Raw genomic sequence first — 24,207 nt, 5'->3', positions numbered from 1 at the left:
CGCGGGCGCGGGGGGAGATTCCGGCAGGTCAGCCGGGCGGGTCCGGGTGGACCGGGCCCGGCGGGCACAGACGAGGAGCGCCGAAGGTGGCAGAGCAGCTGCGGCTCATGGCGGTGCACGCCCATCCCGACGACGAGTCGAGCAAGGGCGCCGCCACCATGGCGAAATACGTCGCCGAGGGGGTGGACGTCCTGGTCGTCACCTGCACCGGTGGCGAGCGGGGCAGCGTGCTCAACCCGAAGATGGACCGGCCCGACGTGTGGGCCAACATCGGCGACATCCGCCGCGCCGAGATGGACGCGGCCCGCGCCATCCTCGGCATCGAGCAGGCGTGGCTCGGCTTCGTCGACTCCGGCCTGCCCGAGGGCGACCCGCTGCCGCCGCTGCCGGAGGGCTGCTTCGCGCTGGAGGAGGTCGACGTCGCGGCCGCCCCGCTGGTGCGGCTCATGCGCCAGTTCCGCCCGCACGTCGTCACCACGTACGACGAGGAGGGCGGCTACCCGCACCCCGACCACATCATGACCCACAAGGTGACCGTGGCCGCCTTCGAGGCCGCCGGCGACCCGGACCACCACCCGGAGCTGGGCGAGCCGTGGCAGCCGCTCAAGCTCTACTACGACGTGGGCTTCTCCCGGGCCAAGATCATGGCGCTGCACGAGGCGATGCTCGCCGCCGGCCTGGAGTCGCCGTACGGGGAGTGGATGAAGCGCTGGGAGGACCGGCCCGACAAGGGCGAGCGGATCACCACCCGCGTCGAGTGCGCCGAATACTTCCCGGTCCGCGACGACGCGCTGCGTGCCCACGCCACCCAGATCGACCCGGACGGCTTCTGGTTCCAGGTGCCGATGGACCTCCAGCAGCGCGCCTGGCCCACTGAGGACTTCCAGCTCGCCCGCTCGATGGTCGACAGCCCGCTGCCCGAGTCCGACCTCTTCGCCGGGGTGCGCGAGACGTGCCATGCCCGCTGATTTCCCGGCGGGCTACGCTGGTCGTCAGCCGCACATCGGAGGAACACCATGCTGACCACCGCCCAGGTGCTCGCGGAGAACAACTTCGGTGACACCCGCACGGGTGGTCTGGCCGGCCCGATGGGCCTCTTCCTCATCGTGCTGTTGGCCACCGCCACCGTCCTGTTGATCCGCAACATGAACGCCCGGCTGCGCCGGCTGCCCGACCGGTTCCCGCAGCAGGCCGGGCCGGCCGAGCCGGGCCGGGCCGACTCGACAGTCGCCGATCCGACAGACGGGACCGCCGCGCAGGAATCCCCGACGAACGCGCCCAACGGCTCCCAGCAGCGCCGGAACGGCTGAACAGCGCGTGAATCACGCCGAAGCAGGTCGTCCACCCCTGTTGCGACCACCCGCTTTGGCTTAGCCTTCCGCCGGGGGGACCGTAAAGGCCCCGAGCCGTGCGCGGAAGGGGGGCGCCGATGTCGATGGCAGCAACGACCCCCGACCGTGCCCTCGGGCCGCCGTCCGACGGGGTGGGCCCGTGACCTCCGGCCGGGCCGGCCAACCCCCCGATGAGCGGAGCCTGCGCGGCACGCCCGTCGGCGTTCTGCTGCTGACCGTCGCCGTCGGCGTCACCGCCCTGGCGGCCGCCGTGGTCGGCCTCACCGTTCCCGCGCACCTGCCGCCGGACGACCCGCTGCCCGGGTTCGTCCGGTTCGGCGTCGCCGTGGTCGTGTTCGCCGTGGCGCAGCTCGCCCGGCTGCGCTTCCGCACCGCCTCGGGCATGGTCAGCATCACCTGGGGCGAGGCGGCCCTCGTCGTCTGCCTCTACCTCGTACCGGCCGGCTGGCTGCCGGCCGCCGCCCTGCTCGGCACGGGGGCCGCGTGGACCGCCATGTCCCTGGTCGCCGACCGCCGGCCCGCGCTGGAGCTGGTCCGGATCGCCGGTTCGCTCAGCGCCGCCACCGCGCTCGCCGCGGCGGTCGCCAGCGCGCTCGGCCAGCCGCTGCTCGCCGCGCCCACCCCGGAGCTGGCCCTCGCGCTGACCGCCGGTGCCGTGGCCTACCTGCTCACCACCGCCTGGCTCGGCGGCGCCGGGCTCGCCCTGCTGCACGGCATCCCCATCGGTCCGCCGCTGCTCGCCGCGCTCCGCGGCAAGCTGCTCATGTTCGTGGGCAACGTGGCGGTCGGCCTGGTGGTGGTCACCCTGCTGGAGCTCGACCCGCGGTGGCTGCTGCTCCTGCCGCCGCCGCTCTGGCTGCTCCAGCAGACCTACCGGCACCGCCTCCGGGCCGACCAGGAGCGGCGGACCTGGCGGGCGTTCGCCGAGGCCACCGCCGCGCTCAACCAGCTCGACGAGCGGGGCGTGGCGACCGCCGCCGTGACCGGGGCGCTCACCCTGTTCGGCGCCGAGCTGGTCGAGGTGGACGTGGCCCGGGGCGACGGCCGCTGGCGCCGCTACCGGGCGGACACCGGCGCCCAGGTGCGCGACCGCGAGGTGGAACCCCCGACGGCCACCGGCTCCGGCGAGCACGAGCTGGTCCGGCGGCTCGCCGTGGGCAGCGCCGAGGTCGGCCAGCTGCGGGTCCGGTTCCCCCGCTCCGCCCCGCCCACGGCCCGCGAACGGGACGGCGTCGCGGCGTTCGGCGACGCGCTGGCCGCCGCCCTGCACGACGCCGCGACCCACCGGGAGCTGCGGCTGGTCACCGCCCGCTCGTCGTACGAGGCGGTGCACGACCAGCTCACCGGGCTGCTCAACCGGGCCGCCCTGCTGGCCAAGGGCGACCAGGCGCTGCGGCAGCGCGCCCACGACCACCCGGTGGCGCTGCTGCTGCTCGACATCAACCAGTTCAAAGAGGTCAACGACACGCTGGGGCACGCGGCCGGCGACCAGCTGCTGCGGCTGGCCGCGAACCGGCTGGCCACCATGACCCGACCGGGCGACCTGCTCGGCCGGCTCGGCGGCGACGAGTTCGCCCTGCTGCTGACCACCGTCCCGGTGGTCGACGACCGGGCCGCCCCGCTGGCGTACGCGCTGCGGCAGGCCCGGGAGATCGCCGAGCGGCTGGCCGCGCCGACCGAGGTGGCCGGGGTGCGCATGTCGGTCGAGGTGGCGGTCGGTGTGGTGGTCGCCGACGCGGGCACCGCCGACCTGACCGAGCTGCTGCGCCGGGCCGACATCGCCATGTACCAGGCGAAGGAGGGCGGCGGCAGCGTCGCCGCGTACGACAGCTCGCGCGACGCGGCGAGCACCGACCACCTGGCGCTGCTCGCGGAGCTGCGGGAGGCCCTGGAGGCCGACGACCAGCTGGTGCTGGCGTTGCAGCCGGCGGTGGACCTGGCCACCGGCGCCCCGACCGGGGTGGAGGCGCTGATCCGCTGGCGGCACCCGCGCCGGGGCTGGCTCGGCCCGGCGGACTTCATCCGCCCGGTGGAGAACAGCGAGCAGCTCGGCAGCTTCACCCGCTACGTGTTGGACAAGGCCCTCGCGGTGGCGGCCGACTGGGCGCGCGAGGGGCTGGACATCCCGATCTCGGTGAACCTGTCGGCGCGCAGCCTGCTCGACCCCCGCCTGCCGGCCGAGATCGGCGAGGCGCTGCGCCGGCACCAGGTCCCGCCGCACCGGCTCGTGCTGGAGATCACCGAGACGGTGGTGATGAGCGAGCTGGAGGTCATCGACGAGGTGCTGGCCACCCTCCGCGCCATGGGCGTGCAGCTCGCGGTCGACGACTTCGGCACCGGGTTCTCCTCGCTGACCTTCCTGACCCGGATCGCGGTGGACGAGTTGAAGGTGGACCGGTCGTTCGTGATCCGGATGGCCGACTCTCCGGAGGCCGCCGCGATCGTGCGGACCACCGTCGGGCTCGCCCACGAGCTGGGGCTGCGGGTGGTGGCCGAGGGTGTGGAGACCGCCGAGCAGCGGACCGCCCTGGCCGAGCTGGGGTGCACCGCCGCCCAGGGCTACCACTTCTTCAAGCCGATGCCGGCGGACAAGATCGGGGCGGTGCTGGGGTCGCTGCGGGACACCGCGCGCCGCAACGTCCTCCCGTTCCGTGCCGACGGCGCCTCCTGACCGTCCCTCGCCGTCCCGGTCTCCCGGCCGTTCCGGCGCCGTGGCGACCGACCGCGCCGCCGGGCCGATTCGGCACGGCGGCGCGGGACGGCCGGTCGCCGGTTCAGCCGCGGGGCAGCACGTCGTCGAGGACGGTGGGCAGGGTCGCCCAGTCGGCGGAGGCGATGCTGGCGTGCTTCCGGGCCAGCTCCGCCACCCGGGCCGCCGCCGCTCCGGCGTCGCCCGCGCCGACCGCCGGCGGGACGTTCTGCGCGTCGGTCATCACCAGCAGGTAGTGGTTGGCGTCGTACCAGGCGGTGTCGATGCCGCCGGTGACGTACGCGGTGGCGTCGCCGTCGAAGAGCACGAACCAGGGCCGCAGACTCGCGTCGGCGTACCGGGTGCGCGGGTCGCCGGCCTGCGCCCGATGCACCGCCGGGAAGGCGCGGGCGGTGCCCAGCGTGCCGGCAGCCGCGAGGCCGGCCAGGTGGCGGGCGTACTCGACGTCGGTCCAGAGCGTGTCGGTCGGGTTGCCCTCCTCGACCGTGCCGGGGATCAGCTCGACGATCACCTTGCCGGCGAGCTGGGCCCGGCTGGGCCAGGCGTCGGCGCGCGCGGCGGCGTCCAGGCCGGCGTGACCGCCGAGCAGGTCGGCCGGGCGGAACACCCGGTCGCCGAGCCGGGCGGCGAGCACCGCGTCGAGCTGGGCCGGCCCCTGCCCGGTACGACCGCTGAAGCCCGTCTTCAGCTCCAGCTTGAGCACCAGCGGGCCGGCGTCGGGGTGCGCGCCCAGCCAGAGCCGGATGTCGTCCAGGCAGTGCTCCAGGTTCCGGTTCCGGGTGCCGGTGTAGAGCTGGGCCGCGCTCGTGGCGGCCACGCAGTTGTTGTCGTTGCCGAGCGGGTTGGAGTGGCTGACCCGCCACTGCCGGGTCAGCACGTCCGGCCAGACGTCCAGCTCGATGAGCCCGGGCCGGGCGTCGAGCGCCTGGGCCAGGTAGGGATAGGTGCCGCGCTCGTACGCGTTGTGGATCCCGACGGCGGTGGTGGCGGAGAAGCGGGTCTCCGGCGGGACCTCGGCCGACGCGGTGCCGGGCGCCAGCACGGATCCGGCGAGGGCGGCGAGGGCGAGCAGGGTGGGGAGTCTGCGCATGAACCGTCTCCTTCGGACGGCCCGGCGGCGCCGGGCATGCGCTGATTCAAATCAACAAATATGAATATTGGAAGGACGGCTCATGTCGCTCGGTCCGTCCCGCTCGCGCCGCGCGGTCGCCGCGCGCTCGATATGGTCGTCAGGTGAACCGACTCGCCGATGCCACCTCGCCCTACCTGCTCCAGCACGCCGACAACCCGGTCGACTGGTGGCCCTGGTGCGACGAGGCGTTCGCGGAGGCGAAGCGGCGCGACGTGCCGGTGCTGATCTCCGTCGGCTACGCGGCCTGCCACTGGTGCCACGTGATGGCGCACGAGTCGTTCGAGAACGAGGGCGTCGCCCAGCTCATGAACGACGACTTCGTCTGCGTGAAGGTGGACCGGGAGGAACGGCCCGACGTCGACGCCGTCTACATGACCGCCACCCAGGCGATGACCGGGCAGGGCGGCTGGCCCATGACGGTGTTCGCCACCCCGGACGGCACCCCGTTCTTCTGCGGCACCTACTTTCCGCGGGCGAACTTCATCCGGCTGCTCGGCTCGGTCGCCACCGCCTGGCGGGACCAGCGGGACGCCGTGCTCCGGCAGGGCGCCGCCGTGGTCGAGGCGATCGGCGGCGCCCAGGCCGTGGGCGGCCTGACCGCCCCGCTCACCGCCGAACTGCTGGACGCCGCCGCCGACCAGCTCGCCAAGGAGTACGACGAGACGAACGGCGGCTTCGGCGGCGCCCCGAAGTTCCCGCCGCACATGAACCTGCTCTTCCTGCTCCGGCACCACCAGCGCACCGGCTCGACCCGGAGCCTGGAGATCGTCCGGCACACCTGCGAGGCGATGGCCCGCGGCGGCCTGCACGACCAGCTCGCCGGCGGCTTCGCCCGCTACTCCGTGGACGGGCACTGGACGGTGCCGCACTTCGAGAAGATGCTCTACGACAACGCCCTGCTGCTGCGGGTCTACACCCAGCTCTGGCGGCTCACCGGGGACCGGCTGGCCCGGCGGGTGGCCCGCGACACGGCCCGGTTCCTCGCCGACGAGCTGCACCGGGCCGGCGAGGGTTTCGCCTCGGCGCTGGACGCGGACACCGAGGGCGTCGAGGGCCGCACCTACGTCTGGACCCCGGCCCAGCTCGTCGAGGTGCTGGGCGAGGAGGACGGCCGGTTCGCCGCCGACCTGTTCGGCGTGACCGAGCAGGGCAACTTCGAGGGCGGCACGAGCGTGCTCCGGCTGGCCCGCGACGTGGACGACGCCGACCCGGAGGTCCGGGCCCGCTGGCAGGAGGTGGTCGGACGGCTCCTCGCCGCCCGGGACACCCGCCCCCAGCCGGCCCGGGACGACAAGGTGGTGGCCGCCTGGAACGGCCTCGCCATCACCGCGATCGCCGAGTTCCAGCAGGTCGCGGCGCTCTACGCGTCCCCCGACGACGAGGATGCCAACCTCATGGAGGGCGTCACCATCGTGGCCGACGGCGCGATGCGGGACGCGGCCGAGCACCTGGCGGCCGTGCACGTGGTGGACGGCCGGCTGCGTCGGGTCTCCCGGGACAGGATCGTCGGTGAGCCGGCCGGCGTGCTGGAGGACTACGGCTGCGTGGCGGAGGCGTTCTGCGCGCTGCACCAGCTCACCGGCGAGGGGCGCTGGCTCACCCTGGCCGGTCAGCTCCTCGACGTGGCGCTGGCCCGGTTCGCCGCACCGGACGGCGGCTTCTACGACACCGCCGACGACGCCGAGCGCCTGGTCACCCGGCCGGCCGACCCGACCGACAACGCCACCCCCGCGGGCCGCTCGGCGATGGTCGCGGCACTCGTCGCGTACGCGGCGTTGACGGGTCAGACCCGGTACCGGGAGGCGGCCGAGGCGGCCCTGTCGACGGTCGCGCCGATCGTCGGGCGGCACGCCCGGTTCACCGGCTACGCGGCCACGGTCGGCGAGGCGCTGCTCTCCGGGCCGTACGAGATCGCGGTGGTCACCGACGACCCGGTGGGCGACCCGCTGCTGGCCGCCGCGCTCCGGCACGCCCCGCCCGGGGCCGTGGTGGTGGCGGGCCGCGCCGACCAGCCCGGTGTGCCGCTGCTGGCCGACCGGCCGGCGCTGGGCGGGCGGCCCACCGCGTACGTCTGCCGGGGGTTCGTCTGCGACCGGCCGGTCACCACGGTCGAGGATCTGGTCGCCCGGCTCGGCTGACGGTCACGGCCGGGCTCGTCCGGACCACCTCGCCCCCGGGTCCGGCCCTCGGGACCGCCGCGTGCCGCCGCCCCGATAGGCTGGCGGCGCTATGGATTCCCGTACCGGACTGCCTGTCGTCGGAATGGTGGGCGGTGGACAGCTGGCCCGGATGACCCACCAGGCCGCCATCGCCCTCGGCCAGTCGCTGCGCGTGCTCGCGCTCGCTCCGGACGACGGCGCCGCCCTGGTCGCCGCCGACGTCCAGTACGGCGACCACACCGACCTCGCCGCCCTGCGCACCTTCGCCAAGGGCTGCGACGTGGTGACCTTCGACCACGAGCACGTGCCCAACGCGCACATCCGCACTCTGGCCGAGGAGGGCGTGAAGCTCTTCCCGCCGGCCGAGGCGCTGGTGCACGCGCAGGACAAGCGGGTGATGCGCGAGCGGCTCGGTGAGCTGGGCGCGCCGAATCCGGCCTGGCGGCCGGTGGAGGCCCCGGCCGACCTGGTGGCGTTCGGCGCGGAGATCGGCTGGCCGGTGGTGCTCAAGGCTGCCCGCGGCGGCTACGACGGCCGGGGCGTCTGGATGGTGGAGGACGCCACCGCGGCCGCCGAGCTGGCCACCACCCTGCTGGCCGGCGGCACCCCGCTGATCGTCGAGGAGCGGGTGGCGCTGCGCCGGGAGCTGGCCGTGCAGGTGGCCCGCTCGCCGTTCGGGCAGGTCGCCGCCTACCCGGTGGTGGAGACGGTGCAGCGGGACGGCATCTGCGTCGAGGTGCTCGCCCCGGCGCCCGACCTGCCCGAGGAGCGCGCGGTGGCCGCGCAGCAGCTCGCCATCGACCTGGCCACCGCGCTCGGCGTGGTCGGCCTGCTCGCGGTGGAGCTGTTCGAGACGCCCACCGGGCTCGTGGTGAACGAGCTGGCCATGCGGCCGCACAACTCCGGGCACTGGACCATCGAGGGGGCCCGGACCTCCCAGTTCGAGCAGCACCTGCGGGCCGTGCTCGACTACCCGATGGGGGACACCTCGCTCACCGCGCCGGTCGTGGTGATGGCCAACGTGCTCGGCGGCGAGCCCGGTGGCATGTCGATCGACGAGCGGCTGCACCACCTCTTCGCCGCGGAACCCGGGGCCAAGGTCCACCTCTACGGCAAGCAGGTGCGCCAAGGCCGCAAGATCGGGCACGTCACCGTGCTCGGCGACGACCTGGACGACGTACGGGCCCGGGCCGCGCGTGCGGCCCGCTGGCTGCGGGAAGGACACGAATGAGCACCGTCGGGCTGATCATGGGCAGCGACTCGGACTGGCCGACCATGCGGGCCGCCGCCGAGGTGCTCGACGAGTTCGGCGTGCCCTACGAGGTCGGCGTGGTGTCGGCGCACCGCACTCCGGTCAAGATGATCGAGTACGGCCGGTCAGCCGCCGACCGCGGCGTCCGGGTGATCATCGCCGGGGCGGGCGGCGCGGCGCACCTGCCCGGCATGGTCGCCTCGGTGACCCCGCTGCCGGTGATCGGCGTGCCGGTGCCGCTGAAGTACCTCGACGGCATGGACTCGCTGCTCTCCATCGTGCAGATGCCCGCCGGCGTGCCGGTGGCCACGGTGTCGATCGGCAACGCCCGCAACGCGGGCCTGCTCGCCGTGCGCATCCTGGGCGCCTCCGACCCGGCGCTGCGCGACCGGATGGCCGCCTACCAGGCCAGCCTGGAGGACCTGGTGGCCGAGAAGGAAGCCAGCCTCCGCGCCTCACTCGGCTGAACCCGCGCGGACCCGGCGTCCGCTGCCCGCCCTCGACGGCGGGCGCCCACCCCTCCGGTTTCACCGCATCCCGCGTAGGGCCGTCTGGAGCCGTTCCTGGGCGCGGCGGCGGCGCTCGTTGCTCGCGCCGAGCACCAGCAGGACGAAGCCGACCGGGATCAGCACCAGCCACGGGCCGAGGCTGAACAGCGCGTGCACCGCGGCGACCGCGGTGACCGTGGCGCCCACGATCACCGGCGCCTGCTGTCGGCTCGTCGAGCCGAAGATCAGCACCGCGACGGCGCCGAGCAGCAGCAGCACCCGGCGCAGCATGCTGGACTCGGTGGCCAGCACGATCGCCAGCGTCGGCACGAACGCGGCGACCAGCGCCGGCCCGTACGCCACCCAGCTCGACAGGTCGGGTCGGTGGCGCAGCTGCAGCACCCCGACCAGCAGGGCGAGCGCCGCGAACGGCAGCGTGTAGGCCTCTGGCAGCGCCACGTCGGCCACCCGCATGAGGATCCACCAGGCGCTGATCTCGCAGATCACCACCGCCCAGAACAGCAGGTTCCGCTCCACCGGCCGCCGGCCCGGGCGGCTGGCCGCCACCCCGAGGACCGCGCCCCACGCGGCCAGCAGCGCGGCGATGTGCCGGGGCGAGTCGTACGCCAGGGCCAGCGCGATGAGCGCCGCCGCGTGGCCGCTCCACTCGACGGTGGCCGCCTCCCGGTAGGCCTCTGGCCGGCGCAGCCGGGGGAGGGCGGTGGCGAAGACCTGGAGCGCCGCCCCGACGGCCAGCACCCCGAACGCGGACCAGACCGCGGCGAGCCCGGCCACCAGGCCGAGGGTGAGCACGAAGAGCTGGGCCATCAGCGAGGCGAACAGCCAGCCGAGGATGCGGGCCCGCTGGGTGGTGCCGAAGAGCGCGGCGACCGTGCCCACGCCGACCGCGCCGCCCAGCGTGAACAGGGTCAGCTCGCGGGTGGCGAGGCTGCCGGCGAGCCCGGCGTTCCCGGCGGCCAGCCCGATGGCGAACACCAGCACCCGGGCGACCCGGATCGAGCGGGCCGGTTCGGCCACTGCCGGCGGTGGGGTGAGCGCCAGCCCCAGCATCGAGACGGTGAAGACGGCCAGCCCGGCCGTCGCGGTCACCGGCCAGCCGCGGCCGAGCGCCACCGGGGTGATGAGCAGCGTGAGCGCCGCGCCCGGCAGGATCACCGGCACGGCCCGGGACCGCCGGCCGCCGCTGAACCCGGTGGCGGCGAGCGACGCCGTCGCGGTGAGCAGCAGCGCGGTGAGCACGTGCGTGGGATCCACCGCCTCGGGCGGCGGGGTGAGCAGCTCCGGCGGCGGCCCCTGCCAGACCCGGGACAGCACCTGGAGCGGCTCGACCAGCGCCACCACCAGCGCCGGCGCCAGGGTGGCCAGGGCCAGGGCGGTGGGCAGCGCCGCCGCGGCGAGCGCCCCCGCCGCCGGGCTGACCCGCCAGCGCAGCTCGGTGGGGTCGTCCGGCGCCCGGCGCAGCGCCCCGTTGAGCAGCACCGACCAGCGGCGGACTGGTTGGGCCGAGCCGACCGGTGGGACGGTGGCGGCCCGGATCAGCTCGGCGAGCACGCCGAGCAGCGCCGCCGCGGCGGCGTACACCCCGGCCGGGAGGTGGGTGATCACGGCGGCGGCGGCGCTGACCGTCGCACCGCCGACCACGGCCACGCTCGCGTAGGGGAGGTACTGCGGCACCTGCCGGCGGACCGCCGCCACCGCGGCCAGGCCGATGCTCGACGCGGCCAGCGCGGCCGTGAGCACCACCTGCGGGGGGCGGCCGTACTCGGCGGCCAGGGCGGCCACCGCCCCGGGCAGGGCGAGCAGGGCGGCGCCGGCCGCCGCACCGCCGACCTGCACGAGGTGTGGCGGCATCCCCTCGGTGCGGACGTCCTCGACCAGCGCCGGCGCGAGCGACCGGGCCAGCGCGGCCACGGTCACCCCGATGAGCGCGATGCTGCCCAGCGCCAGCGCGGTGGTCCACGGGCGGACCAGCCCGGCGCCGGCGGCGTGCAGGGCGACCACCCCGGCCACCGTGGCCCGGGACAGCGCGGCGCGCGGGTCGGCCGCGGCCACCGCCGCCATCCCGAAGACCGTGGCGACCATGGCGCCCACCAGCACCGGGGACCACCAGGGCAGGTCGAACGCGGCCGGCGCGCCGATGGTGGCGAGCACGGCGGCCGCGCCGGAGACGTCGTACTTCCAGGGCGGCGGCAGCAGGATGCCGGCGGCCACGGCCAGCAGCGCGAGCGCGACCGGCGCCTGCCAGGTCGACCCGCCGGTCGGCGCGGCCGGCCAGCCGCTCAGGTCGCCGGCCCAGATCGGGCCCGGGGTGGCCAGCACGCCGACCCCGCCGCGCAGCGCACTCCAGGCCGCGATGAGCCCGATCAGCGTGCCGCCGACGGCGATGCCGAGGACCGGCCCGCGCCGCCACTCCTCGGGCATGGCCCGGGCGGCGACGGCGACGACGGTCACCAGCGCGGCGGCCACCACGAGCTGGCCGCCGGGGGCCAGCACAGCGGCGATCCGGGCCAGGGTGGCGATGAGCGCCACCGTGGTGGCGGCGAGGGCCAGGTCGGAACCGTCGAGGGACAGGTCGGCGCGGCGGCCGGCGTCGATCCGGGGGGCCAGCGCGAGCAGCGCGGCGGCCACCAGCAGGAGCCCGCCCACCCAGGCGTCGGCCGTGGTGGCGCCCGGCGCGCCGAACCCGGCCGCCGCGACGGCCACCGCGCCCAGCACGGTGCCGAGCGCGTGCGGCACGCTGAGGTGCCGCTGCGCCACCTGGACGAGGGCCGCGTAGCCGAGCGTGACGCAGACGCCGAGGAAGCTCGCCGCGAGGATCGGGACCGTGACCTCGCGCAGGTTCGCCGGGGTGAGGGTCGGCGCGGTCGGCACCGTGGCGGCGACGAACGCGGCCACCGCGCCCGGGAACGCGAACGCGGCCCCGCCGGCCGCCCAGGCGCAGACGGTGTCCGCGGCGGCCGCGGCGATCCGGACCCGGGGCGCCAGCGAGACCAGCGCGCCGGCCAGGAACAGCAGGGTCAGCGCGGCGGCCGTGAGCGCGGGCCGGGCGAGCGCGGCGCCGGCCCCGATCAGCCCCAGCCCGGCGGCGGTCACCGAGTGGGCCACCGCGGCGCGCTCGGTGCCGGCGGTGAGCCCGAGCACGCCGATGGCCACCGCGGTCAGCAGCATCGGCCAGCAGGCGGTGGCCCAGCCGAGCCCGAGCGAGGCCGGCACGGCCAGGGCGGTCAGCGCCGCCCCGACGACCGCGAACTCGCGCCGGATCTCCGCCGGCAGGGCGACCACCGCGGCGAGGGTGAGCAGCAGCGCGCTGGCGGCGAGCTGCCAGCCGCTCGGGCCGACCGCCGCCGCCAGTTCGGCGTGCCACCCGCTCAGGTCCGCCGACCAGGCGGGCAGCGCGGCGCGGACCGGCGCCAGTCCGGCGCGCAGCGCGCCGCCGGCCACCACCAGGCCGCTGACCGTGAGCGCGACCGCCGAGGCGAGCTGCGGCCCCCGCCGGGCCGCCTCCGGTACGCCCCGGACCGCGAACCCGGTGAGCGCGATGACCGCGGCGATGAGCAGCAGCGACCGGCCGGGGAAGGCCACCGACGCGACCCGGCCCAGGGCGCCGATCACCGCGAGGGTCACGATGCCGGCGCCCACGTCCGGCAGTGGCGGCCGGCGCAGCACCAGCGTCCCGGCGAGCCCGACCAGCGCGGCGAGCAGCAGGACGGCGCCCGAGCCGGCGGCGGCCGGCACGGTGGCGGCGCGCAGCAGGGCGGTGACCGCGTACGCCAGGGCGACGGCGACCGCCGCCCCGTGCAGCAGCCAGGTCAGCTCGCGCAGCCACGGCACCGGGCGCGCCGGCGGGACCGGCTCCGCGCCGGGGGGCGGCTCGGCGCCGAGCACCTCGGCGGCCTCCTCCGGGTCCGACTCGGGCCGGTCGTCGGCGGCGCGCTGCCGGGGCGGGGCGGGCTCCGGGGGCGGGATCGGCAGGTCCCGCCGGACGGGGCGTTCGAGCACCACCGCCGAGCGGGCCAGCGCGAGGTCGACCACGGCCACCACGGTGAGCACCAGCGCCCACCCGGCCGGCCCGGTGATCCGCTCGTACGCCAGCAGCGGCAGCACCGGCTGCGCGGCCAGCACGGTGGCGAAGCGGGGCGCCCGCAGGCCGGTCCCGTACGCGTACCCGAACGCGACCGCGGTGGTGACCAGGAAGATCGAACCGGAGAAGGCGGCGCCGGAGGTGCCGCCGCCGATCCGGTCGACGGCCCAGAGCGCGTACCCGGCCAGCGGCACCAGCAGCAGGCCCACCGCGGCGATGGTCTCGGCCGTCGAGGTGAGCCCGCGCCGGGCCAGCACCGGCGGGGCGAGCAGCATCAGCACCGTGGCGACCAGCAGCACACCGAGGCGGGCCAGCGCGTCCATCGAGCTGGTGGCGACCGCGGCGAAGACCACCGCCGCGACGCCGAGCAGCAGCGCGCCGAGCCCGAGGGGGATGTTCTGCACCTCCCGCGAGGACGCCTCCGGCGGGTGCTCCGGGTCGTCCACGTCGAGCCACTGTGGGCGGCTGCGGGGCGGCGGCGGGGGAGGAAGGTCCTCGGGGCCGGTCGACGGGGTGCCCTGGCGGGGCACCCGGGGCGGCGCGCCGGTGGTGGCGGTCGGGGGGCGGCGGCCGGGCCGGCGGCGCAGCACGCGACGGGGCCGGGTGGCCTGCTTGATCCGTTCCTCGCCGGCGTGCGCCAGGATGTCCCGCTGGAAGAGGGCGGCCTGCATCTTGGCGGCGATCTGCCGCTGCTCGCGGGCGATCTCGGCGTCGCGGGCCTTCATCTCGGCGATCGAGCGCTCGATCTCGGCCAGGTGCTCGGCCCACTGTGGCTGGTCCGCGCCGCAGTGCGGGCAGACGACGGCGGGCTTGATCTCCCGCCCGCACGAGGCGCACCTGAAGCTCTGCACGACACTCTCCCGTCCGGTCGGCCCCCGCACGGTGGACCTCCCAGTCGCAGCATGCCTTGACCGGGCCCGGATTTCGACAGTTCCCGGCGCGTTCCGGACAACAAAAAGAGCCGGCCGGCCGGGGATCGGGTCCCCGGCCGGCCGGCCGACGGTTCACGGGGTCAGGGGCGACCCATGCCGCGGTACTCCCACCCGGCCTGCGTCCACAGTGTGGAGTCCAGGCAGTTGCGGCCGTCGACCACCTTGCGGCCGTTGGCCAGCTCGCCCAGGGCGACCGGGTCGGCGTTGCGGAACTCGGCCCACTCGGTGAGGACGCACACCAGGTCGGCGCCGCGGACGGCGTCGTTCATGGTGGCCTCGTAGCTCAGCTCGGGCACCGCCCGGCGGGCGTTCTCCATGCCCTGCGGGTCGAAGACGTGCACGTCGGCGCCGGCCTTGCCGAGCAGCGCCGCGACGGCGAGGGCGGGGGCGTCCCGGACGTCGTCGGTGTTCGGCTTGAAGGTGGCGCCGAGCACGGCGATCCGGGTGCCGGAGAGGTCCGGGCCGGCCGGGCCGGAGCGGCGGCCGAGCAGGTCGGCGGCGAGCTGGACCACGCGGGTGCGCCGGCGCAGGTTGATCAGGTCCACCTCGTGCAGGAAGCGCAGCGCCTCGCCGGCGCCGAGCTCCTGGGCGCGGGCCTGGAAGGCCCGGATGTCCTTGGGCAGGCAGGCGCCGCCGAAGCCGAGGCCGGCCTGGAGGAAGCGGTTGCCGATCCGGGGGTCGTACCCGATCGAGCGGGCGAGCTGCGTCACGTCGCCGCCGGCGGCCTCGCAGACCTCGGCCATCGCGTTGATGAACGAGATCTTGGTGGCCAGGAAGGCGTTCGCGGCGACCTTGACCAGCTCCGCGGTGGCGAAGTCGGTGACCACCAGCGGCACCTCGCGGTCCTCGGTGGCGGCCAGGTCGAAGACGCCCTTGTGGGCGGCGTAGAGCATGCCGTTGGCCCACTCGCTCTTGACCCCGACCACGATCCGGTTGGGGCGCAGCACGTCGTCGACGGCGAAGCCCTCCTGGAGGAACTCGGGGCTCCAGGCCACCTCGACGCCCAGGTCGGCGGGGGTGTGCTTGCCCACCAGCTGCTCCACCCACTCGGCGGTGCCGACCGGCACGGTCGACTTGCCGACGATCAGCGCCTTGCGGCTCAGGTGCTGGGCGAGGCTGGTCACCGACGCCTCGACGTACGACAGGTCGGCGCCCATCCCGTCGGCCCGCTGGGGGGTGCCGACGCAGATGAAGTGCACGTCACCGAAGTCGGCGGTCTCCTGGATGTCGGTGCTGAACCGGAGCCGGCCGGCGGCCAGGTTGCGCCGGAGCAGCTCGTCCAGGCCGGGCTCGTGGATCGGCACCTCGCCGGCGTTCAGCTTCGCGATCTTGTCCGCGTCGACGTCGAAGCCGAGGACCTCGTAGCCGAGCTCGGCGTAGCAGATGGCGTACGTCGCGCCGAGGTAGCCGGTGCCCAGGAAGGTCACCCGGGGTCGGGCCGCGCCCGAGGGCGGCGTCACCGCGGCGATGGCGGGCATCGGCTGGGTGTTCGGGTACGGGATCGTCACGCCTGTCTTCTCCGCTCGCACTGGCGGCGCTTCCTTGCGTCGCATTCGGCTGGGGCGCCAGGGCCGGCACCGAGGGAACTCTGTCGTCGTCTGAAGGGTAGTTGTGGCCTGTCGCCCCCGCTCGTGCGCGAGCCTACCCGCCGGTAGGGTCCGGCCGAACCCTGGTGGCTATCCTTCAGTCTGCGGCAGTTGGCGGCCTCCGGGCGTCACAGACTGCGCATGATAGCGGTGAAAGGGGAGGGCCGACATGCCCGCAGAACAGTCGTTCGACGTCTACCGGTTGCCGGAGGAGCACGACGCGATCCGGGAGGCGGTCCGGGAGGTCTGTGCGGCGAAGGTCGCTCCGCACGCCGCTGAGGCGGATGAGACCGGTGAGTTCCCGAAGGCGTCGTACGACGCGCTGCGGGCCGCCGACTTCCACGCACCGCACATCCCGGTCGAGTACGGCGGCGCCGGCGCGGACGCGCTGGCCACGGCCATCGTGATCGAGGAGGTGGCCCGCGCCTGCGCCTCGTCCTCGCTGATCCCGGCCGTGAACAAGCTGGGCACCATGCCGCTGATCCTGGCCGGCTCCGAGGAGCTGAAGCGGAAGTACCTGACCCCGGTGGCGGCCGGCGACGCGATGTTCTCCTACTGCCTCTCCGAGCCGGAGGCGGGCAGCGACGCCGCCTCGATGACCACCAAGGCGGTCCGGGACGGCGACCACTGGGTGCTCAACGGCGTGAAGCGGTGGATCACCAACGCGGGCGTCTCGGAGTACTACACCGTCTTCGCTGTGACGGATCCCACAGCCCGCTCGAAGGGCATCTCGGCCTTCGTGGTGGAGAAGTCCGACGCCGGGGTGAGCTTCGGCGCGCCGGAGAAGAAGCTCGGCATCAAGGGCTCGCCGACCCGCGAGGTCTACTTCGACAACGTCCGGATCCCGGCGGACCGCATGATCGGCGCCGAGGGCACCGGCTTCGCCACGGCGATGCGGACCCTGGACCACACCCGGGTCACCATCGCCGCGCAGGCGGTCGGCATCGCGCAGGGCGCGCTGGACTACGCCAAGGGCTACATCCAGGAGCGCAAGCAGTTCGGCAAGGCGGTCGCCGAGTTCCAGGGCATCCAGTTCATGGTCGCCGACATGGGCATGAAGCTGGAGGCGGCCCGCCAGCTCACCTACACGGCCGCCGGCAAGTCCGAGCGGGGCGACGCCGACCTGACCTACTTCGGCGCGGCGGCCAAGTGCTTCGCGTCGGACGCCGCCATGGAGATCACCACCGACGCGGTGCAGCTGCTCGGCGGCTACGGCTACACCCGGGACTACCCGGTCGAGCGGATGATGCGGGACGCCAAGATCACCCAGATCTACGAGGGCACCAACCAGGTGCAGCGCATCGTCATGGCGCGCCAGCTGCTCAAGGGCTGACCCTCCGGGGGCGACGATCGGGCGGGCGGGCCGGGGTGACCGGCCCGCCCGCGGTCGTCAACGGATCTCGGTGGTGCCCTCCGGTCGGGTGGTCGCGCGCGGGGGCGCGGACCACGGCGACTCGCCGCCGGAGCGGCGGGGCAGGGGTTCGGTGGGGGTGTCGGGATAGGCCAGCGTGAGCGGGGTGGCGTCGCCCTCCTTCGTCGGGCCCGCCGGGGGCCAGTCGCCGAGCGAGGGGTTGTGCTCGATCGGCTTGTCGGCCGGGGTCAGCTCCGCCTCGGCCGCCGGCCCGCCCGGCCGCTGCCGCCAGCGCTGCCCGCTGAACACGGCCATCAGCAGCAGCACGCCGATCAGGAACAGCGTGCCGTTCTCCAGGGGGTGGCGCAGCGGCAGCGGGTCCCCGAGCATCTTCCAGCTCTCGGGGACCCGGTCCCGCACGCTGAAGGGCGCGACGAACAGCCCGAGGTAGGGGACCACGAGCAGCAGCCCGGCCACGGCCGGGCCGAGTGGCGAGAAACGCAGCGTGCCGAGCAGGCCGAGCAGGATGCCGGCGACGCCCAGGTAGACGGCCGGCTCGATCAGGTTGGGCGTGCTGTACGTACCGATCTCCACCCAGCGGTGCACGGTGCGCTCAGATCCGTCCTGACCGAGCGTGACGAGCACCCAGGTGACGGGCGCCACCACCAACCCGGCGAGGAAGCTCCAGAGATGTCGCATCCGCGCACCGTACCGTTTTCGGCATGACAGATCATCCCTCCGCCCCGCAGGGCAAGCCGACCTCGTACTCGCGCGTCACGCTGAGTCGCATCATGACCGCTGTCGATGTCAATCTGTACGGGACCGTGCACGGTGGGGTACTGATGAAGTTCGTCGACGACGTCGCCGGGGCGGCGGCGGCCCGGCACAGCGGGGGCACCGCGGTGACCGCCTCGATCGACGAGATCGTCTTCTCGGAGCCCGTCCGGGTGGGCGACCTGGTGCACGCGCACGCCCAGGTCAACTGGACCGGCAACACCTCGATGGAGGTCGGCGTGAAGGTGGTCGCCGAGCGCTGGGACTCGGCCGAGGACGAACCCGTCCGGGTCGCCACGGCGTACCTGGTCTTCGTGGGGGTGGACCTGGGCGGCGCGCCGCGCCCGGTCCGGCCGGTGCTGCCGGAGACGCCGGAGGACGAGCGGCGCTACCGGGAGGCCGAGATCCGCCGGGCCCACCGGTTGGCCCGCCGCCGGGCCATCCAGGCCCACCGGGCCGGCTGACGGCCGCCGGCCCACACACCCCGTGGCCCGGGCGTGTGGGCCGGCCACGCCCCGTAGCCGGCACCCGGTGCGGAGAATGGCCTCGCGAGGTAGGGCAAGATGGCGCCACGGCCCATGCACAGTGTCGTGACGGGGCCTCAGGGAGGGTGGAACAGTGGGTGACGTGCTGTGGACGCCGCCGGCCGACGTGCGTGAGCGGTCCCGGATCGGTGACTACCTGCGCTGGCTGGCCGAGCACCGGGGGCTGGAGTTCGCCGACTACGACGCGCTGTGGCAGTGGTCGGTGACCGACCTGCCCGCCTTCTGGCGGTCGGTCTGGGACTACTTCGACGTGGTCGCGCACACCCCGCCGACGGCCACGCTCACCGACCGGACCATGCCGGGCACCCGCTGGTTCCCCGGCGCCACCCTCAACTACGCCGAGAACGTGCTGCGGATGCCGGGCCGGGGCGACGACGACCCGGTGGTGATCGCGCACGGCCAGACCCGCGCGCCGGAGACGCTGACCGCCGCGCAGCTGCGCGAGCAGGTCCGCCGGGTGGCGACCGGCCTGCGCCGGCTCGGCGTGGGGAAGGGCGATCGGGTGGCGGCGTACGCGCCGAACATCCCGGAGACCTACGTCCTGCTGCTCGCCACGGCCAGCCTCGGCGCGATCTTCTCCTCCTGCGCGCCCGAGTTCGGCACCCGCAGCGTCACCGACCGCTGGCAGCAGATCGAGCCCACGGTGCTCGTGGCGGTCGACGGCTACCGCTACGGCGACAAGCCGGTCGACCGGCGCGCCGAGGTGGCCGCCATCCGGGCCGCCCTGCCGTCGCTGCGGCACACCGTCGGCATCGCGTACCTCGACCCGGCCGGCACCCCGCCGGAAGGTGCGCTCTCCTGGGCCGAGCTGGCCGCGGAGACCGACGAGCCGCTGGCCTTCACCCCGGTGCCCTTCGACCACCCGCTCTACGTGCTCTACTCCTCCGGCACCACGGGGCTGCCCAAGCCGATCGTGCACGGCCACGGCGGCATCCTGCTGGAGCACCTGAAGATGCTGGCCCTGCACCACGACCTGGGCCCGGCCGACCGGTTCTTCTGGTTCACCACCACCGGCTGGATGATGTGGAACTTCCTGGTCTCCGGGCCGGCGGTGGGCGCGGCGATCGTGCTCTTCGACGGCAACCCGGGCCACCCCGACCTGGGTGCGCTCTGGCGGCTGGCGGCGGAGACCGGCACCACCTACTTCGGCACCTCGGCGCCGTTCCTGCTGGCCTGCCGCAAGGCCGGGCTGGTGCCGAAGGAGAGCGCCGACCTGTCCGCGCTGCGCGGGGTGGGCTCGACCGGCGCCCCGCTGCCCGTCGAGGGCTTCACCTGGGTCTACGAGAACGTCGGCGACCGCCTCCAGCTCCAGTCGCTCTCCGGCGGCACGGACGTCTGCACCGGCTTCGTGGGCGGCGTGCCGCTGCTGCCGGTGCACGCCGGAGAGATCACCTGCCGGGCGCTCGGCGCGAAGGTGGAGGCCCGCTCGGCCGACGGCACGCCGGTGATCGGCCAGCTCGGCGAGCTGGTGATCACCGAGCCGATGCCGAGCATGCCGGTCGGCTTCTGGAACGACGCCGACGGCTCCCGCTACCGGGAGGCGTACTTCGAGGTCTACCCGGGGGTCTGGCGGCACGGCGACTGGATCACCATCAACGAGCGCGGCGGCTGCGTGATCACCGGCCGCTCCGACGCCACCCTCAACCGGGGCGGCGTCCGGCTCGGCACGGCCGAGTTCTACTCCGTGGTCGAGGGGCTCGACGAGGTGGTCGACTCGGTCGTCGTGCACCTGGAGGACGACGAGGGCGGGGCCGGCGAGCTGCTCCTCTTCGTGGTGCTCGCCCAGGGCCTGGAGCTGGACGACGAGCTGCGGCGCAGGATCTGCCGGGAGCTGCGTACCGCGCTGTCGCCGCGGCACGTCCCCGACGAGATCCACCAGGTCCGGGCCGTCCCGCGCACCCTGAGCGCGAAGAAGCTGGAAGTCCCGGTGAAGAAGATCCTCACCGGCACCCCGGTGGACAACGCCGCGGCCAAGGGCGCGCTGGCCAACCCGGAGTCCCTGACGGCCTTCGCCGCCTTCGCCCAACGCCGGGCCAACGCCGAGAACCCCACGCCGGCCTGACCTGCGCGTCAGGTCAGGGCTCGGGTGACCTTCTCCGTCGCCGTCCGGGAGTCGAGGCGGGTCGGATCGAGGTTGGCGCAGGCCACCACGGTGGTGGCGGCCGTCAACGGAGCGAGGAGCCAGTCGACCGGGTCGGGGAACCGGCCCGTGTCCACCAGCAGCCGGTCGCCAGCGGCCAGGCAGAGCTCCGCGGCCCGGGCCTCCGCGCGGGCCAGCAGCGCCGCGTCCCCCGCACCGGCTTCGGGGTACGGCGTGAAGTGGTCGCCGTGACCGCGTACCGCCGACACGAAGTCGGCGAAGCCGGCCGGCGCCTCCCGCATCGGCAGCGCGAACGGGTCGAGGGCCAGCGCGTAGCGCTCGCCGGCCGGCCAGGCGCCCGCCTCGTCGACCCGGCCGGCGGCGGCGAACAGCACGTCCACGTCGCCCGGGGCGTCGGCCACGGTCAGCTTCGCCGACCAGCAGCCGAGCAGCACGGCGGCGGTCTGCCAGTGCGGCGGCAGCAGCACGGCGGCCGTGTCGCCGGGGGCGAGGGCGACCTCGTCGACGAGCAGGTTGGCCGTCTTGGCCACCCAGTTCGCCAGCGTCGCGCCGGACAGTTCGGTGCGCTCGCCGGTGGCGTCGTCGTACCAGGTCAGCAGAGGGCGGGCGGGGTCGGTCGCGATCGCGTCGGCGAACACCCGGGCAATGTTGTCGGCCATCGGCGCGAACGATACGCGCCCGGGGCGCGTACTCGATGACAACGACAAGTCGGCGTACGGTCGGGTCGCAGTCAGCGTCGGGCAGCCCGCCCGGCGTAGGCTTGCCGACAGTGTTGTTCCCCACAGACGCGCCAGCCTGAGGAGTCGCCCCGTGACCGCCGGCCGCCCGCCCCGTGTGCTCATCGACGCCACGAGTGTCCCCGCCGATCGCGGCGGCGTCGGTAGATACGTCGACGGCCTGCTCGGTGCCCTCGGCCGGGTCTGCGGCTCCGGCGTCGACCTGGCCGTGGTGAGCCTCCGCACCGACCTGGAGCGCTACACCCGGATGCTGCCCGGCGCGGAGGTGATCCCGGCCCCGGCGGCCGTCGCGCACCGGCCCGCCCGGCTCGCCTGGGAGCAGACCGGCCTGCCGCTGCTGGCCCAGCAGGTCGGCGCCGAGGTGCTGCACTCGCCCTTCTACACCTGTCCGCTGCGGGCCGGCTGCCCGGTCACGGTCACCGTGCACGACGCGACCTTCTTCACCGAGCCGGAGCACTACGACAAGTCGCGCCGCACCTTCTTCCGCAGCGCGATCAAGACCTCGCTGCGCCGCGCCAACCGGGTGATCGTGCCGAGCAAGGCCACCCGGGACGAGCTGATCCGTCTGCTGGACGCCGACCCGACCCGGATCGACGTGGCCTACCACGGCGTCGACCAGGCCGCCTTCCACGCGCCGAGCGAGGAGGAGAAGGCCCGCGTCCGGGCCCGCCTCGGACTGGGCAGCAGCAGCTACGTGGCGTTCCTCGGGGCCAAGGAGCCGCGCAAGAACGTCCCCAACCTGATCCGCGGCTGGGCCCGCGCGGTGGCCGACCGGGAGGACCCGCCCGCGCTGGTCATCGCCGGCGGCCAGGGGCACGACGACGACATCGACCGCGCGGTGGCCGAGGTGCCGTCGCACCTGCGGCTGCTGCGCCCCGGCTACCTGCGTTACGGCGACCTGCCCGGCTTCCTCGGTGGCGCCCTGGTCGCCGCCTACCCGTCCTACGGCGAGGGCTTCGGCCTGCCCATCCTGGAGGCCATGGCGTGCGCGGCGCCGGTGCTCACCACCCCGCGGCTCTCCCTGCCCGAGGTGGGCGGCGACGCCGTGGCGTACACGAGCGAGGACCCGGACCAGATCGCCACCGACCTGACCGCCCTGCTCGACGACGAGCACCGCCGGCTCTCCCTGGCCAAGGCCGGCTTCGACCGCGCCAAGGAGTTCACGTGGGAGTCCAGCGCCGAGGTGCACATCGCCGCGTGGAGCCGGGCGCGTTCCTGAGTGTCACCTGCGGGTACGCCCGACCCCGGTCCCGTAGCACGGCCGTTCGGGGCATGATGTGCTGATGTTCTACGCCGTCATCCCGGCGGGTGGCAGCGGCACGAGGTTGTGGCCGCTGTCCCGTGCCGGCCACCCCAAGTTCCTCCACCCGCTGACCGGCACCCCGGCCTCGCTGCTCCAGGCGACGGTCGACCGGCTGTCGCCGTTGACCGGCCCCGAGCGCACGCTGGTGGTCACCGGGGCCGCGCACGTCGCGGCGGTGGCCCGGCAGCTGGCGGGCGTGCCGGAGGAGAACATCCTGGTCGAGCCCTCGCCCCGGGACTCCTGCGCGGCGATCGCGCTGGCGGCCGCGGTGATCGCCGAACGCGACCCGGAGGCGGTGATGGGCTCGTTCGCGGCCGACCACCTCATCGGTGACCCGGCGCGCTGGGCCGAGGTGGTCCGGCAGGCCATCCGCGGCGCCGAGCAGGGTTCCCTCATGACCGTGGGCATCACCCCGACCCGCCCCGAGACCGGCTACGGCTACCTGGAGACCGGCGAGCCGGTGGGCGACAGCCCGCTGCGCCCGGTGATCGAGTTCAAGGAGAAGCCGGCCGCCGAGGTGGCGGAGGTCTACGTCCGCTCCGGCCGGCACCTCTGGAACGCCAGCATGTTCGTCTGGCGGGTGGACGTCTTCCTGGCCGAGCTGGCCCGGCAGCAGCCGGCCCTGCACGCGGGGATCACCGCGATCGCGGCGGCGTGGGGCACCCCCGAGCAGGACGACGTCCTGGGGACGGTCTGGCCGACCCTGCCGAAGATCTCCGTGGACTACGCGGTGATGGAGGGCGCGGCGACCGCCGGCCGGGTGGCGACCGTCCCCGGCGACTTCGGCTGGAACGACGTCGGCGACTTCCACACCCTCGGCGAGGTGCTCCCCGCCGACGCCGCCGGCAACGTGGTGCTGGGTGCCGACGCCAAGCCGGGCGTGCTGCTGCGGGACACCGGCGGCCTGGTGGTGGTGCCGCAGTCCGGCCGGCTGGTGGCCGCGATCGGCGTCCACGACCTGATCGTGGTGGACACCCCGGACGCCCTGCTGGTCTGCCCGCGCGATCGGGCGCAGGACGTGAAGAAGATCGTCGACGAGCTCAAGGAGCGCGGCGAGGAGGGGCTGGTCTGAGCCGGCCCCGGGTCAGCCGGCGACCCGCCGGGCCAGCGTCGCCAGCGCCGGGGCCACCAGTTGGACGGTCCCGTCGGCCAGCGGCTCGGGCAGCCGGTCCGGCGGGAACCAGCCCAGCGCCTCGGACTCGGCGCTGACCCGCTCGGTGGCCCCGGCCGGGGCGAGCACGGCGAACCGGACGTCGTAGTGCAGCGAGCCGCCCTGGCAGGCCACCGGGTGGATGTCCACGTCGATCGGCGTCGGGTCGACCACCAGGCCGGCGATCCCGGACTCCTCGGTGGCCTCGCGCAGCGCGGCGGCCGCCAGGGTCCGGTCGCCGGGCTCGCAGTGCCCGCCGAGCTGCACCCACTTGCGGAACTTGCCGTGCAGGCAGAGCAGCACCCGCTCGCCGGCCGGGTCGAGCACCAGGGCGCTCGCGGTGACGTGCCCGGGCCGGTGCGCCCGGCTCATGGCCACCGGCCCGGCGGCGAGCAGCGCCAGGGTCCGGTCCCGGTTCGCGGCGGCCGCCGGGCTGGTCGCCGTCCAGCGGCTCAGCACCGCGGTGGCGTCGGCGTGCAGGTCGGCGTACGTCTCGGTCTCCGGCACCCCGCCACTGTACGGGCGCGCCCTCC

17 protein-coding genes are annotated in these 24,207 nt (G+C 75.0%); 11 read left to right on the top strand and 6 right to left on the bottom strand.

Annotated elements, in window-relative coordinates; genetic code table 11:
* Window positions 1-86: 86 nt before the first annotated feature.
* The 3 genes from mca to FXF50_RS06520 all read left to right on the top strand — a co-directional run bounded on the left by mca (window position 87) and on the right by FXF50_RS06520 (window position 4,023).
* Window positions 87-968: a mycothiol conjugate amidase Mca gene (gene mca, locus FXF50_RS06530; protein ID WP_148426324.1), complete on the top strand. Its 882-nt coding sequence runs from the start codon at window positions 87-89 to the stop codon at window positions 966-968.
* A 48-nt stretch (window positions 969-1,016) separates the two neighbouring features.
* Window positions 1,017-1,310 carry a hypothetical protein gene (locus tag FXF50_RS06525; RefSeq protein WP_148426323.1) on the top strand — a complete coding sequence of 98 codons (294 nt, stop codon included), beginning with the start codon at window positions 1,017-1,019 and terminating at the stop codon, window positions 1,308-1,310.
* 181 nt (window positions 1,311-1,491) lie between these two features.
* Complete coding sequence (locus FXF50_RS06520; RefSeq protein ID WP_148426322.1) at window positions 1,492-4,023, top strand: bifunctional diguanylate cyclase/phosphodiesterase; 2,532 nt, start codon at window positions 1,492-1,494, stop codon at window positions 4,021-4,023.
* Window positions 4,024-4,126: 103 nt separating this feature from the next.
* Here the strand turns inward: FXF50_RS06520 and FXF50_RS06515 are convergent, their stop codons facing one another.
* Complete coding sequence (locus FXF50_RS06515) at window positions 4,127-5,152, bottom strand: phosphatidylinositol-specific phospholipase C domain-containing protein (protein WP_148426321.1); 1,026 nt, start codon at window positions 5,150-5,152, stop codon at window positions 4,127-4,129.
* A gap of 143 nt (window positions 5,153-5,295) precedes the next feature.
* Here FXF50_RS06515 and FXF50_RS06510 point away from each other — a divergent pair, with 143 nt between their 5' ends.
* The 3 genes from FXF50_RS06510 (at window position 5,296) to purE (ending at window position 9,072) form a co-directional block, all read left to right on the top strand.
* Window positions 5,296-7,332: a thioredoxin domain-containing protein gene (locus FXF50_RS06510; protein ID WP_148426320.1), complete on the top strand. Its 2,037-nt coding sequence runs from the start codon at window positions 5,296-5,298 to the stop codon at window positions 7,330-7,332.
* 91 nt (window positions 7,333-7,423) lie between these two features.
* The gene (locus FXF50_RS06505) at window positions 7,424-8,584 is read left to right on the top strand and encodes a 5-(carboxyamino)imidazole ribonucleotide synthase (protein WP_148426319.1); all 1,161 of its coding nucleotides are present in this window, start codon (window positions 7,424-7,426) and stop codon (window positions 8,582-8,584) included.
* Entirely contained in the window at window positions 8,581-9,072 is a 492-nt protein-coding gene (gene purE / locus FXF50_RS06500) for a 5-(carboxyamino)imidazole ribonucleotide mutase (RefSeq protein WP_148426318.1), read from the top strand. The genes FXF50_RS06505 and purE overlap by 4 nt, the downstream gene beginning before the upstream one ends.
* A 60-nt stretch (window positions 9,073-9,132) precedes the next feature.
* On the opposite strand, the gene FXF50_RS06495 is transcribed toward purE, so the two are convergent.
* Both FXF50_RS06495 and FXF50_RS06490 read right to left on the bottom strand, forming a co-directional pair.
* Window positions 9,133-14,046, bottom strand: a complete 4,914-nt coding sequence (locus FXF50_RS06495; protein WP_148426317.1) for an SCO7613 C-terminal domain-containing membrane protein — start codon at window positions 14,044-14,046, stop codon at window positions 9,133-9,135.
* Window positions 14,047-14,207: 161 nt separating this feature from the next.
* Entirely contained in the window at window positions 14,208-15,635 is a 1,428-nt protein-coding gene (locus FXF50_RS06490) for a UDP-glucose/GDP-mannose dehydrogenase family protein (RefSeq protein ID WP_148426316.1), read from the bottom strand.
* Window positions 15,636-15,882: 247 nt separating this feature from the next.
* Between FXF50_RS06490 and FXF50_RS06485 the strand changes: the two genes are divergently transcribed.
* Window positions 15,883-17,046, top strand: a complete 1,164-nt coding sequence (locus tag FXF50_RS06485) for an acyl-CoA dehydrogenase family protein (protein WP_091313701.1) — start codon at window positions 15,883-15,885, stop codon at window positions 17,044-17,046.
* 57 nt (window positions 17,047-17,103) lie between these two features.
* On the opposite strand, the gene FXF50_RS06480 is transcribed toward FXF50_RS06485, so the two are convergent.
* Window positions 17,104-17,763: a hypothetical protein gene (locus tag FXF50_RS06480; protein ID WP_148426315.1), complete on the bottom strand. Its 660-nt coding sequence runs from the start codon at window positions 17,761-17,763 to the stop codon at window positions 17,104-17,106.
* 23 nt (window positions 17,764-17,786) lie between these two features.
* Here FXF50_RS06480 and FXF50_RS06475 point away from each other — a divergent pair, with 23 nt between their 5' ends.
* Together FXF50_RS06475 and FXF50_RS06470 are read left to right on the top strand one after the other, a co-directional pair.
* Complete coding sequence (locus FXF50_RS06475) at window positions 17,787-18,302, top strand: acyl-CoA thioesterase (RefSeq protein WP_148426314.1); 516 nt, start codon at window positions 17,787-17,789, stop codon at window positions 18,300-18,302.
* Between the two features lie 154 nt (window positions 18,303-18,456).
* Window positions 18,457-20,445 (top strand): acetoacetate--CoA ligase, encoded by a 1,989-nt coding sequence (locus FXF50_RS06470; RefSeq protein ID WP_148426313.1) that lies wholly within the window; start codon window positions 18,457-18,459, stop codon window positions 20,443-20,445.
* A gap of 8 nt (window positions 20,446-20,453) precedes the next feature.
* On the opposite strand, the gene FXF50_RS06465 is transcribed toward FXF50_RS06470, so the two are convergent.
* A complete protein-coding gene (locus FXF50_RS06465) occupies window positions 20,454-21,143 on the bottom strand; it encodes a TIGR03089 family protein (protein ID WP_148426312.1) in 690 nt (229 codons plus the stop codon).
* A 151-nt stretch (window positions 21,144-21,294) separates the two neighbouring features.
* Between FXF50_RS06465 and FXF50_RS06460 the strand changes: the two genes are divergently transcribed.
* Window positions 21,295-22,440: a glycosyltransferase family 1 protein gene (locus tag FXF50_RS06460; RefSeq protein WP_148426311.1), complete on the top strand. Its 1,146-nt coding sequence runs from the start codon at window positions 21,295-21,297 to the stop codon at window positions 22,438-22,440.
* 64 nt (window positions 22,441-22,504) lie between these two features.
* Window positions 22,505-23,596 (top strand): mannose-1-phosphate guanylyltransferase, encoded by a 1,092-nt coding sequence (locus tag FXF50_RS06455; protein ID WP_148426310.1) that lies wholly within the window; start codon window positions 22,505-22,507, stop codon window positions 23,594-23,596.
* A gap of 12 nt (window positions 23,597-23,608) precedes the next feature.
* On the opposite strand, the gene FXF50_RS06450 is transcribed toward FXF50_RS06455, so the two are convergent.
* Window positions 23,609-24,181 carry an NUDIX hydrolase gene (locus FXF50_RS06450; RefSeq protein ID WP_148426309.1) on the bottom strand — a complete coding sequence of 191 codons (573 nt, stop codon included), beginning with the start codon at window positions 24,179-24,181 and terminating at the stop codon, window positions 23,609-23,611.
* Window positions 24,182-24,207: the final 26 nt, after the last annotated feature.

Origin of the sequence: Micromonospora sp. AP08, assembly GCF_008085935.1 — a bacterium.
Lineage (GTDB): Bacteria > Actinomycetota > Actinomycetes > Mycobacteriales > Micromonosporaceae > Micromonospora > Micromonospora chersina.
Note: the sequence above shows the minus strand (reverse complement) of the source record. Positions and strands in the feature narration are given on the sequence as shown.

What these genes read in the sequence shown, in the direction of transcription:
- FXF50_RS06525 (WP_148426323.1), top strand. Translation starts at nt 1,017, where the DNA reads ATGCTGACCACCGCCCAGGTGCTCGCGGAGAACAACTTCGGTGACACC.
- FXF50_RS06515 (WP_148426321.1), bottom strand. Translation starts at nt 5,152, where the DNA reads ATGCGCAGACTCCCCACCCTGCTCGCCCTCGCCGCCCTCGCCGGATCC.
- FXF50_RS06505 (WP_148426319.1), top strand. Translation starts at nt 7,424, where the DNA reads ATGGATTCCCGTACCGGACTGCCTGTCGTCGGAATGGTGGGCGGTGGA.
- purE (WP_148426318.1), top strand. Translation starts at nt 8,581, where the DNA reads ATGAGCACCGTCGGGCTGATCATGGGCAGCGACTCGGACTGGCCGACC.
- FXF50_RS06485 (WP_091313701.1), top strand. Translation starts at nt 15,883, where the DNA reads ATGCCCGCAGAACAGTCGTTCGACGTCTACCGGTTGCCGGAGGAGCAC.
- FXF50_RS06480 (WP_148426315.1), bottom strand. Translation starts at nt 17,763, where the DNA reads ATGCGACATCTCTGGAGCTTCCTCGCCGGGTTGGTGGTGGCGCCCGTC.
- FXF50_RS06475 (WP_148426314.1), top strand. Translation starts at nt 17,787, where the DNA reads ATGACAGATCATCCCTCCGCCCCGCAGGGCAAGCCGACCTCGTACTCG.
- FXF50_RS06465 (WP_148426312.1), bottom strand. Translation starts at nt 21,143, where the DNA reads ATGGCCGACAACATTGCCCGGGTGTTCGCCGACGCGATCGCGACCGAC.
- FXF50_RS06455 (WP_148426310.1), top strand. Translation starts at nt 22,505, where the DNA reads ATGTTCTACGCCGTCATCCCGGCGGGTGGCAGCGGCACGAGGTTGTGG.